11 protein-coding genes are annotated in these 12435 nt (G+C 39.4%); 9 read left to right on the top strand and 2 right to left on the bottom strand.

Annotated features, from left to right (window positions below; genetic code table 11):
• Nucleotides 1-3 precede the first annotated feature (3 nt).
• A complete protein-coding gene (locus tag PE36_RS05100) occupies nucleotides 4-675 on the top strand; it encodes a 7-cyano-7-deazaguanine/7-aminomethyl-7-deazaguanine transporter (RefSeq protein ID WP_006030888.1) in 672 nt (223 codons plus the stop codon).
• 169 nt (nucleotides 676-844) lie between these two features.
• Nucleotides 845-1987, top strand: coding sequence for a 1-acyl-sn-glycerol-3-phosphate acyltransferase (locus PE36_RS05105; RefSeq protein ID WP_006030889.1), 1143 nt, complete (start codon nucleotides 845-847; stop codon nucleotides 1985-1987).
• A gap of 33 nt (nucleotides 1988-2020) precedes the next feature.
• Here the strand turns inward: PE36_RS05105 and PE36_RS24350 are convergent, their stop codons facing one another.
• Nucleotides 2021-2179, bottom strand: coding sequence for a hypothetical protein (locus PE36_RS24350; protein WP_006030890.1), 159 nt, complete (start codon nucleotides 2177-2179; stop codon nucleotides 2021-2023).
• Nucleotides 2180-3188: 1009 nt separating this feature from the next.
• Here PE36_RS24350 and polA point away from each other — a divergent pair.
• A complete protein-coding gene (gene polA, locus PE36_RS05110) occupies nucleotides 3189-5984 on the top strand; it encodes a DNA polymerase I (RefSeq protein ID WP_006030891.1) in 2796 nt (931 codons plus the stop codon).
• Nucleotides 5985-6295: 311 nt separating this feature from the next.
• Here the strand turns inward: polA and yihA are convergent, their stop codons facing one another.
• Nucleotides 6296-6961 carry a ribosome biogenesis GTP-binding protein YihA/YsxC gene (yihA, locus tag PE36_RS05115; RefSeq protein WP_052298053.1) on the bottom strand — a complete coding sequence of 222 codons (666 nt, stop codon included), beginning with the start codon at nucleotides 6959-6961 and terminating at the stop codon, nucleotides 6296-6298.
• 139 nt (nucleotides 6962-7100) lie between these two features.
• On the opposite strand from yihA, the gene PE36_RS05120 reads away from it, so the two are divergent.
• From PE36_RS05120 to PE36_RS05145, 6 genes are all read left to right on the top strand, one after another.
• Nucleotides 7101-7724: a cytochrome c gene (locus tag PE36_RS05120; protein ID WP_198138582.1), complete on the top strand. Its 624-nt coding sequence runs from the start codon at nucleotides 7101-7103 to the stop codon at nucleotides 7722-7724.
• Nucleotides 7725-7993: 269 nt separating this feature from the next.
• Nucleotides 7994-8650 carry a Der GTPase-activating protein YihI gene (gene yihI, locus PE36_RS05125; RefSeq protein WP_006030894.1) on the top strand — a complete coding sequence of 219 codons (657 nt, stop codon included), beginning with the start codon at nucleotides 7994-7996 and terminating at the stop codon, nucleotides 8648-8650.
• A gap of 2 nt (nucleotides 8651-8652) precedes the next feature.
• On the top strand, nucleotides 8653-9114 hold the full coding sequence (locus PE36_RS05130) for a DUF2489 domain-containing protein (protein ID WP_006030895.1): 462 nt from the start codon (nucleotides 8653-8655) through the stop codon (nucleotides 9112-9114).
• Between the two features lie 94 nt (nucleotides 9115-9208).
• Nucleotides 9209-10582, top strand: a complete 1374-nt coding sequence (gene hemN / locus PE36_RS05135; protein WP_043993978.1) for an oxygen-independent coproporphyrinogen III oxidase — start codon at nucleotides 9209-9211, stop codon at nucleotides 10580-10582.
• 167 nt (nucleotides 10583-10749) lie between these two features.
• A complete protein-coding gene (locus PE36_RS05140) occupies nucleotides 10750-11442 on the top strand; it encodes an HAD family acid phosphatase (protein WP_006030897.1) in 693 nt (230 codons plus the stop codon).
• Between the two features lie 149 nt (nucleotides 11443-11591).
• The gene (locus PE36_RS05145; protein ID WP_006030898.1) at nucleotides 11592-12329 is read left to right on the top strand and encodes a DNA-binding transcriptional regulator YciT; all 738 of its coding nucleotides are present in this window, start codon (nucleotides 11592-11594) and stop codon (nucleotides 12327-12329) included.
• Nucleotides 12330-12435 lie beyond the last annotated feature (106 nt).

Consider the following 12435-nt stretch of genomic DNA (forward strand, 5'->3'; position numbering starts at 1 on the left):
ATTATGCGTGAATTAACTGCAATGCAGACGCGTCAAGCGTTGATCTGTCTCTCTTGTTTTCATATTTTAGTGATCACAGCGAGCAACTATCTAGTCCAACTGCCAATTAATATATTTGGTTTCCACACCACGTGGGGAGCATTTACTTTTCCGTTTATCTTTTTAGCGACCGATCTTACTATTCGTGTATTTGGTGCTGGCATGGCGAAACGCATTATTGCGCAAGTGATGTTACCGGCCTTGCTGATCTCGTATGCGTTATCTGTGGTGTTCTTTGAAGGTAGTTATCAGGGATTCGCTGGTTTAAGCGAGTTTAATAGTTTTGTTGGCCGCATCGCGCTGGCAAGCTTTTTGGCTTATTTATTCGGGCAGGCGCTTGATATTGTTGTTTTTAATCGTTTAAGACAATTAAAAACATGGTGGCTTGCACCAGTATCATCAACGGTATTTGGTAATCTAATCGATACTATTATTTTCTTCGCTGTGGCATTTTATCAAAGTACCGATCCGTTTATGGCGGCTAACTGGGTTGAAATTGCGACGGTTGATTATGGCTTTAAACTGCTGATTAGTTTGATAATATTCTTACCTCTTTATGGTGTGTTATTAACCAAACTGGCACGTGTTATTACATTCGAAGCGAATATAACAGCAAACTCTCCGCTGCAAAATTGAGTTAATACAACTTAGTTTTTCTCGAAGGCGAAAGGCGCTAAACTAATTCACCGACAAGTGAAAAGTTTAGCGCCTTTTTGTTTTATTACAGTAATGTATTAGTAGTTTAAGGTATAATCGCCAGGTTTGAAGTTTTACGCTTTTATTTTACACGCAATTGAGGTGCCGAATGGCAACAGCCGTGGGTTTATATGATGATATTCGTCCTTTTAATGATGACGAGATAGCAAGTGTTGTTGAACGCTTAGTTAACGATAACGAATTTATTACTGCGATCGCGCATTTCCAGTTTCCGCGTTTGATCAAGCATTTTAGCTGGGTAATATTCCCAATGATCCGCATGCTTCTGCGCGGTAAATGTCGCAACATCACCAGCGTGAGTGAAATTCAGCACGAAGTGATCGCTTATATGGAAAAAATGATTGCGAACACCACCACTCAGGTTACCTTTAATGGTACCGAGAAGTTGGATAAAGATAAGAATTATTTATTCATTTCCAATCACCGTGATATTGCCATGGATCCGGCATTTTTAAACTGGGCATTGCATCACCATGGTTTTGATACCGTACGTATTGCGATTGGTGATAATTTATTGAAAAAGCAATTTGTATCAGACTTGATGCGCTTAAATAAAAGTTTCATCGTCAAACGTTCCGCCAAGGGTGTACGTGAAATGATGGCCGCATTTAAGTCATTATCTGGTTATATTGCGCATTCAATACAAACGGAGCAACAGTCGATTTGGATTGCCCAAAAAGAAGGCCGTGCTAAAGATGGCAATGACCAAACTGATCCCGCGATTTTAAAAATGATGTATATGAATGGTAAGGGCCAGAAAATTAGCTTTCCAGAATATATGAAATCATTAAACATTGTGCCAGTGACTATCTCTTATGAATACGATCCAAACGATGTGGCGAAAGCCAATGAACTTTGTCAATTAGCAACAACTGGTGAGTATAATAAAGCTGAATTTGAAGACATAGATAGTATTGTGCAAGGTATTAATGGTTTTAAAGGTCACGTAAATATTACTTTTGGTGACGTCATTGCCGATGATATTGCTGATGCGAATGAATTAGCTGAACGTATCGATAAAACGATAGATAAGAATTATTACCTGCATGCGACTAATTTATTAGCCGCCGAGCAATTACATGCAACTGCGGCATATAAACAAGCGGCAAGTAGCGTGTCTGCAGAGCAACGGGCTAAATTTGCAGCACACTTGCAAGCTATACCGGCCACGTTACATGCCACTGTACTCGCTGGTTACGCTAAGTCAGTCGAAAAACAGTTAGGCAAATAATCATAATCAGAGATAGCCTCAGGTTATCTCTGATTAAAATGTTTTTCGTATCCCCAAATTAAATCCTAATGCATTAACTTCAGTGGTGATAGCAATATCGGTAAACTGATAGTCTAAGCCAAATCCCCAGGCCACCGCAGTATTACTATCTTCAAATGTTATATTTTTATTATCCGCAAAAAATTTACCCATAAAAACAATTCTTTTGCTAATAACGCTTGCAAACGTTAATGAGAATGATTACTATTAACTTGTTCTTCAGGAAGTCAGTATTTATTTCGGTAGGACAAGACATTGCTCACATTGCTTCCGGGTTAATTTTAATCCATTACTCCTTGCAGGGTAAACCGAATTTTTTCGGGCCGGTAGATCAAACTTCTTATCCCTCGATAAAAGTGAAGTTTGATTGATACCGGCTTTTTATTTTCTGCTGCTTTATAATTCCAACGCTTCTGTATTAACGCGCTATTCTCGATTATCCGCATCGCTTTACGCCGTCAGGTATTCTGTGTTTCAGTCATTGAACATGATATTTAATGAGGCTTTTTTATTTTTGTGATTAACTGCAATTATTTTAGCTTTATATAAATAAACACTTGCAAACGCAAATGAGAATCGTTATTGTTAACTTGTTCTTCAGGAAGTTAGTATTTATTTCGGTAGGACAAGACATTGCTCACATTGCTTCCGGGTTAATTTTAATCCATTACTCCTTGCAGGGTAAACCGAATTTTTTCGGGCCGGTAGATCAAACTTCTTATCCCTCGATAACAGAGAAGTTTGATCAATACCGGCTTTTTATTTTCTGCAACAAATCATTCTTTATTAACTCAAATCAAACATTTCGATACTTACCTAGTGTATTATTTTTAATCATCATGGCTTCTTTTTACACATAAATACCGTGGTGTAAGATTCTTTTCCACATATTATAAAATCGTTAGATAACTTTGGATCTTACTTATTACTATCGTAAGCAACTGTTAACTAATGTATTTTTGTCATTGCCTTCAAGATCTTTACAGCGTGTCTATTTTTTTGATCGTCATTGTTAACAGAGTTATCCACAGTTAGATCAAGATCTATGATCGAGTGGTTAAGATCTGATCTCAAGATATATTTTTATCATCAACATAGCGTGAATTCGCGGCTTGTGGCATGCTTAGTCTATTCATCATTTATTTCATTGAGTTTAATTTTTATGTCTACGATCCCTAGCAATCCCCTTGTGCTTGTCGATGGCTCTTCGTATCTGTTTCGTGCTTATCATTCACCGCCGCATTTAACCAATGCTGAAGGTATGGCTACGGGCGCTGTGTATGGTGTCGTTAACATGTTAAAGAGCTTATTAACCCAGTTTGACCCTAGCCATATTGCGGTTATCTTTGATGCCAAAGGTCCTACATTCCGAAATGAAATGTACCCAGAATATAAAGCTAATCGTCCACCGATGCCAGATGATCTCCGTTGTCAGATCGAACCTGTGCATAAAGCTGTTAAAGCGCTGGGTTTACCGTTGATCTGTATTTCGGGTGTTGAAGCCGATGACGTGATCGGTACGATCGCGAAACAAGCAAGCGCAGAAGGTCGTGCTGTATTGATCAGTACTGGCGATAAAGATATGGCGCAGTTGGTTGATGAGAATGTCACGCTGATCAACACCATGACGGATACGGTATTGGATCCACAGGGTGTTAAAGACAAATTTGGTGTACCACCTGAGTTGATCATTGATCTGCTCGGGCTCATGGGTGATGCGTCGGATAATATTCCTGGCGTACCTGGTGTAGGGGCGAAGACGGCGTTAGGCCTATTACAGGGGTTAGGTAGTATTAAAGATATCTACAATAACTTAGACGCGATTGCCCCTTTAGGTTTCCGTGGCTCGAAAACCCTGGCTAAAAAGATGATCGAACATAAAGACAGTGCAGAAATTTCTTATGCATTAGCGACGATCAAACTCGATGTTGAAACCGGTGTAACTCTTGATGATCTGGCAATTTCAGAAACAGATACCGATGCATTGGCTGAGTTATACCAGCAGATGGGCTTTAAACGTTGGTTAGCGGCGTTATTAGGTGGTGCTGATGCAACTAAACATGTGTATGCGGGTAAAGCAGCAAAATCGAATTCAGCGGCAAGTGAGTCTGACAGTAATGACGTTGTAGCCCCTTGTACAATTGATCGCAGTAATTATGAAACGATTTTAACCCAAGCAGATTTTGATCGCTGGTTAGAGAAGTTACAAAAAGCCGAGCTGTTTGCGTTCGATACTGAAACCACGAGTCTTAATTATATACAAGCTGAGTTAGTGGGTCTGTCATTTGCCGTTGCAGAAGGCGAAGCCGCTTATTTACCGGTTGCCCATGACTACATTGACGCACCTGAACAATTAGATCGAGACCATGTATTAGCGTCATTAAAAACATTGCTTGAAGACAGTAATGCTAAAAAAGTTGGCCAAAATTTAAAATACGACAAATCAGTGTTAGCAAACTACGGCATTAACTTAGCGGGTATTGCGTATGACACCATGATTGAATCGTACGTTTATAACAGTATTGCCACGCGCCATGATATGGACAGCTTAGCGGATAAATACTTAGGTCATAAAACCATTAGTTTTGAAGAGATCGCCGGTAAAGGTAAAAAACAATTAACCTTTAACCAGATTGAATTAGAGCAAGCGTCGGCGTATGCAGCAGAAGATGCCGATGTTACCTTGCGATTACACAATGTGCTGTGGCCAAAGATTGAAGCTGAACCCTCACTGGTGGCGTTATTTAACGAGGTTGAATTACCGTTAGTGAGTATTTTATCGTCGGTTGAACGCCAAGGTGTATTGATTGATAAATCAAAACTTGATGCGCAAAGTGTTGAACTCGGAGCGCGTATGTTGGAGCTGGAAGCTAAAGCACACGAAATTGCCGAGCAACCATTTAACCTGAGTTCGCCAAAACAACTGCAAGAAATTCTATTTGTGAAAATGGAATTGCCGGTGATTAAGAAAACGCCAAAAGGTGCAGCGTCGACAGCAGAAGACGTATTACAAGAACTGGCACTAAATTATCCATTACCAAAAATAATTTTAGAGTACCGCAGTTTAAGTAAACTAAAATCAACCTATACCGATAAACTACCAACCTTGATTGAAGAAAAAACCGGGCGGGTACATACCTCTTATCATCAAGCGGTTACTGCGACAGGTCGTTTATCATCAAGCGATCCAAATCTACAGAACATTCCTGTTCGTGCGGGTGAAGGTCGACGTATTCGTCAGGCATTTATTCCTGAAACAGGTTATAAATATGTCGCTGTGGATTACAGCCAAATTGAATTACGTATTATGGCGCATTTATCACAAGATAAAGGGCTGCTAACGGCGTTCTCGGAAGGTAAAGATATTCACCGCGCAACAGCAGCGGAAGTATTCTCTGTTGAGCTTGATGACGTCACCAGTGATCAACGTCGTAGTGCCAAAGCGATTAACTTCGGGCTTATTTATGGTATGAGTGCATTCGGCTTAGGTCGTCAGTTAAACATCCCACAGAAAGAAGCCAAGAAATACATGACACGCTATTTTGAACGTTACCCAGGTGTATTAACTTACATGGACGAAACGCGTAAAGTAGCTAAAGATAAGGGTTATGTTGAAACGTTATCGGGTCGTCGTTTATATCTACCAGAAATTAATGCCCGTAATAAAATGAGTCAAATGGCGGCAGAGCGCGCTGCGATCAACGCACCAATGCAAGGTACAGCCTCTGATATTATCAAAAAAGCGATGATTAATGTTGCCGGTTGGATGGAGACTGTAGAAACAAATTCTATTCGTATGCTTATGCAGGTGCACGATGAATTAGTCTTCGAAATTAAAGAAGAACATGTTGAAGCTTATGTTGTGAAGATCAAAGAACTGATGGCGGCGGCAATGTCGTTAGATGTACCACTGCTTGCTGAAGCGGGTGTGGGTGATAACTGGGATGAAGCGCATTAATGTCTAATGAAGCGCTAAAGCAGCGCTAATCGACTTCAATGATTATCTTAAGCATGAAACTAAAACCAGTCTTAGGGCTGGTTTTGTTGTTTTTATACATAAAATAACGCTCCAAGTGCGCCCTGTCACAAAAAATGTAACTAAATAACGTATTTTACTTTCGGTGGAAATAAGTTTGCCGTATATTAGCGGGGTAGGGTATGGAGGTTCGAAATTATATTTCAAACCTTTTGTTTCAAATTGAATTTATTATTCATCGCCACGTCACTTTTTGACGAGGCGTTTTTTTTGCCTAAAATTCAGTGTTAGAATTAGTCTTCGTCAACGACGTCAAACGCTTCATCGTCGTCACTGGCAATATTAATTGCAGGTTCTAAAGCATACCATTCGCATAGTTTGTTTTTCAGTACATCGATGCCGGTATTTTTCAATGATGAGAAGGGTGCTACTGTTACATCGCCACCAAATTCTTTTACCGCTTCTTTTACTTCTCTAACGGTTTTACTGCGCACGCCTTGTTTTAACTTATCTGCTTTGGTTAATAGCGCCATCACCGGGATATCAGAGTCGACCGCCCACAAAATTAATTGTTTATCTAAATCTTTTAATGGGTGACGAATATCCATTAATACCACGATGCCTTTTAATGACTGGCGTTTTTGTAGGTATTCACCTAAGGCTTTCTGCCATTTTTTCTTTACTTCAAAAGGTACTTTAGCAAAACCGTAACCCGGTAAATCGATGAGGCGTTTACCCTCTTCGATTTCAAATACGTTGATAAGTTGCGTACGGCCAGGCGTTTTACTGGTTCTCGCTAAGCTTTTTTGGCGTGTCAGCGTGTTCAATGCACTTGATTTGCCTGCATTAGATCGCCCTGCGAAAGCAATTTCAATGCCCGAATCATCTGTTAGGTGACTAATGTCTGGCGCACTAATCCTAAATGCAGCGTTTTCGAAGTGTATCTTTTTGTTATCCAATCTAATATCTCTCATTGAAATTGTGTTAAATGATTACTTTTTTTTGAAAATGTGTAAAATAGTCAAATAGAATAATAATAAGTGTAACATGTCACGCCGTGACATGGGATCGGAAGCTGAAAATAACAAGTGGAATGCTATGAAAAGTCTTGTCTTATCTTTTGCAATGTTAATCGGATTAATGGGTACCGCTCAAGCTGCAGGGGATGTAGCTGCGGGTGAAGCCATTTCCGCTACATGTGCTGCGTGTCATGGTGCTGATGGTAATAGTCCAGCCAGTATCTATCCTAAGTTAGCGGGGCAAAATGCGTCGTACCTTGTTAAGCAGTTGAAAGATTTTCAACTGGCGATGCAAACTGGTGGAGAAAAGGGTCGTAATGATCCAACCATGATGGGTATGTCGGCAATGTTAACTGAACAAAACATCCAGGATCTTGCGGCGTTTTACGCGTCTAAAACCATGAAACCTGAAGAAACACCTGAAGATGTGGTTGCTGCTGGTGAACTATTATACCGTGGTGGCGATATCGAACGTGGCATTACGGCTTGTGCCGCATGTCATGGCCCTCGTGGTAATGGTAGTGAAACGGCTAAGTTCCCGAAAATCTCTAGCCAACATGCCGATTATATTAAAGCGCAACTAGAAAAGTTTAGTAGCCAAGAACGTGCAAATGACCTAAACGGCATGATGCATGATATCGCATATAAAATGAAACCAGCAGATATGGAAATTATTTCTAAATATCTAGGTGGTCTTCACTAATCATTTTTGTTTAGTGAATTCATTTTAATATCGTCAAAAACTCAGCTTCGGCTGAGTTTTTTATTTTCATCTTATCTAAATTATCTTTTTTCTTCCTTGCTTTTTTGGTAGTCTGCGCTCACTTAAAGAATTGCCTACTTATGTCCTTAATAAAGATCGGTAAATTGACTATCTTTAAATAAGGCGAAATACGATACCCGCTAATCAACAAAATTGTAAACAAGCTATTGTTAACCTTGTTGTTAGACAGATTTAAAACAGAGAATACTATGACTCGTAAAAGAAAAGAACGTTCAGGCGGCCCGTTGGCTATTGCTAAATCAGATCGCAAAAAGCGTGAAACGAATACCCAAGCGTTAGATGCGCGTAAGCACAAACGTTTAAAAAAGCGTAAAGGTTTAGCGGCAGGTAATAAAATCGCTGAAGCTGAAAAAGGCAAAAAAAGCACAGGTGGCCAACGTAAATCAGGTGATCCACGTATCGGCAGTAAAGCACCGATTCAATTGCTAACGACACCGACACAAGTTGCACAACCTGCGATGATTAAAGTGAAACAGCCGAAAGCTGACATTAAGCCTGTTGTACCAGTATTAACGTTTGAGCAAGAGCTAGACAAACTAGAAAATGATGCACGCTTAAGTGGTCTATTACTACGTTTAGATAACAATGAAGTGTTAAACAGTGATGACCAAGATTATGTCGATCAAGGTGTGGAACGTCATGAATTCTTACTTGAAGAACTTGGCTATGCTGATGACGAAGAGTTTGAAGAAGATTACGACGAAGATGAGTGGGATGAAGCGATGATGGCTGAACTTGATGCTAAATCACTGCAAACTAATCATGAAAAATTATCGGAAGATGAGTTGTATGAACGTTTCTTAGCAACAGAAAAAAAGTTGAAAAATAACGACAACGAGGGCTAATAATGCAAGTAAGTTGGATGATTTTAATCGGCATTGGATGCCTGATCATTCTGGCATTATCAATGTATGCAGGACGTTTATTGTATCGTGTAAAAGCGAAACAAGTGCAGCAGCTTAATCAACAAAACGAAGCCATTGCTGCACGTAAAGTCCGTATCACTGAAAGTGTACAGATCATTGCCAAAGCAATGGGACGTGAAGAATGTGACCTATCTGAAGGCGCGATTCGTATTAGTAAGTTACTAGCGGCTATTCCTGCGGCAGAACCGGTGGACTGGGCTCTGCAATATCCTGACTTACATGCGTTTTATGACAAAATAAAACACATGCCGATCATGGATGCTCGCAGTGAACTGTCAAAAAAAGCGCGTATGCAATTTGATTTAGATCGTTTTCGTTTCGAAGGTGAATATGCAGAGCGTGTGCAACAAGACGTAGCCCGCTTAACTACGTTTGAATGTTAATTAATACTGATTTAATCGTTAGTATTATGATGTAAGACAAGCGGCATGATGTTTATTTTCGGCATACTGTCGTGAGTTGTCTTAGGGGATGAATATGCTAAATCAAAAATTAGTCTGGGATCAGGCTATGATCGAAAAATATAATTACAGTGGTCCAAGATATACATCTTATCCAACCGCGTTGGAGTTTGATGAAACTTTTGGTTATCAAGACTTTCGCTTTGCTTGCGACGAGACGCCAGATAAGCCGTTGTCATTGTATGTGCATATTCCTTTCTGCCATAAGCTTTGTTATTACTGTGGTTGTAACAAGGTTATTACTCGCCATCGACATAAAGCCGATCAGTACCTTGATGTACTCGAGGCCGAGATCAAGCAACAAGCACCATTCTTCAAAAACCGTAATGTATCGCAATTACATTGGGGTGGTGGTACGCCAACATTTTTAACGCAGCCACAAATTCAACGTTTGATTGATGTGTTACGTGACAGTTTTAATTTTGATGATGATGCTGAAATTTCGATTGAAGTTGACCCGCGTGAAATTGAACTGAGTACTATCGATTTATTAGCCGAAGTTGGCTTTAATCGTTTGAGTCTTGGTGTGCAAGATTTTGATAAAAAAGTGCAAATTGCAGTAAACCGTGAGCAGGATGAAGAATTTATCTTTGCGATCATCAAACGTGCACACGAACTCGGCTTTAAATCGACCAATATTGATTTAATTTATGGCTTGCCACATCAAACCAAAGCAACCTTTCATAAAACCTTAGAACGTGTGCTTGATTTAGATCCGGCCCGTTTAACTGTGTTTAATTATGCGCATTTACCAAGCTTGTTTGCTGGTCAGCGTAAAATGAAAGAAGAAGATATGCCATCAGCTTCTGATCGCTTAGCAATTTTAGAAGATTCGATTGCATTTTTAACTGACAACGGTTATCAATTTATCGGTATGGATCATTTTGCAAAACCAGATGATGAGTTAGCGGTTGCACAGCGCAACGGCATATTACACCGTAATTTCCAAGGTTATACCACCCAAGGTGAAAGTGACTTATTGGGTTTAGGTGTATCATCAATTAGCCAAATTGGTAATGCCTATTCGCAAAACCAAAAAGAGCTGAAAAAATATTATAAGCAAGTGGACGAACTTGGTCATGCGCAATGGCGTGGCGTTGGTTTGAATGAAGATGACTCTATTCGTCGTGCTGTGATCAAGCAATTGATGTGTAATTTTGAGCTGGATATGGACAAAATTGCAGAGACGTTCAACCTTGATTTTGCCACTTACTTTGCTGAAGACATGGCATTATTACAAACCTTCATTAACGATGAATTGGTTATTATTGAAGGTAATATGCTACAAGTAGCCCCGAAAGGTAAACTACTGATCCGCAATATTTGCATGTGTTTCGATGTGTATTTACGTCAACGTGCACGTCAGCAACAGTTTTCCCGTGTGATCTAATTTTGTCGTTCGACATGCGTTAATATTAAGGCACCTGAGGGTGCCTTTTTAATGTCTGGGGGGTTATGATTATTGTCGTTTTAAGGAAAATAGTACTCTCGACTTTCTGACTATTAAGTTAATATTAGCGACTTGATTTCATAGAAGATTAATATACATACCTTGGTATGTATGTAATATTGTTCTTCGATAACATTATCTTATTTTATATAACGATTAATGATATAAATGATCACAAAAATGGAAGTACGCCTATGAAAGCGATAGTCATTGATATTGATGATACGGTATTAGATTTTGGTTCTCGGTTGCGCGAGTTTGTTAATCATCAATATGATAAACAAGTGACTGGTAAACCATTGGCATGGGATTTATGCGAATGGTTGGGTATTAAAGAAGGTCAAGACGTTACAATATTAAAAGAGTTTGCATCAAGCTGGCAATTTGGCGCATTGGACGCGTTGCCTGGAGCGTCTCGAATCCTGACAAAATTAACGCAAGAAGGTTATGATATCTTCTGCATTACCGCGTGTAGTCGTGACCCGCAAGTGGAAGCATTGCGTCGTGCTAATATGTATCATTGCTTTGGAAATATATTTCAGGAAATTTTCTTTGTTGAATTTGGTGAGTCAAAAGCGACTTACTTAAATAAAATTAAAGAAACGCACGAGATCCATGCTTTTGTGGATGATAAATATGCCAATTTAGTGGACGCGGAAAATGCCGGTATTGAGCACTGTATTATGATAAAACAACCGCATAATAAAGTGTTTAGAGATAAAATTACTTGTGCGCACGATTGGTATGAAATTTCTTATATCATTCAAACATGGCATGAAAAAACATGGTCGGTACAATAAGCTAAACTTAGTATTAGCGATGAAGCTCTCAGATATGCTATGTATTTGAGTTTTTCAATTTGTAGTTTTAATTAGTACTTATGACTTTCAGGTGAAAGTGGTACTATCTATTTAATAGGTAACTTAAATTGTGTGGGATATGAGCAATCATGCAGCAACGACATACTGATATTATTAATCTTGTAAATGAAAAGGGACGTGCTTCTGTTGGCGAAATGTCGACTAAGCTGGGTGTTTCAGAGGTTACGATCCGTCATGATCTGAACAAGTTAGAAAAAGAAGGGTTCATCCGTCGTGTTCATGGTGGTGCTACACCACATAATACCGATAACGTGTCTCATCGTATTACGGTAAATTATGAGCACAAGCGTAAAATGGCAATGTGTGCAGCAAGCCTTGTTGAACATGGTGAAACCATAATGATTGAAGGCGGTAGTGCGAATGCATTACTGGCAAAAGAATTAGGTAAACGTAGTGATGTTACTATTATTACACCAAGTAGTTACATTGCCCATTTAATGAAAGAAACCGATGTGAAGATCATCGTGTTAGGTGGTCTTTACCAACATGAAAGTGAAAGCATGGTCGGTACCTTGACGCGTCTTTGTATCAAACATACTCACTTTACCAAAGCCTTCTTAGGCATCGATGGTCTGCATCCAAATACTGGCTTTACCAGTCGTAATATGATGCGTGCTGATGTTGGTGTGGCTATTTTAGAGAAAGGTGCACAAAATATTGTTATCACTGACTCTTCTAAATTTGGTCAAGTTCACAATACGCCATTATATCAATTCGAGCAGGTTGATATGGTCATTACTGACGAAGATGCGTCGTTAGAATATGTACATCTATTAGAAAAACATAACATTAAAGTCGTAAAATAATTTTCCTCTACGGCTGATTTAAACTATGTTTTATCAATGCCAGCCAGAATTGTTATAATATAACAATTCTGGCTGGCATCCGTCACGACTGTTATGTTATATTATA

Source organism: Moritella sp. PE36, from assembly GCF_000170855.1.
Lineage (GTDB): Bacteria > Pseudomonadota > Gammaproteobacteria > Enterobacterales > Moritellaceae > Moritella.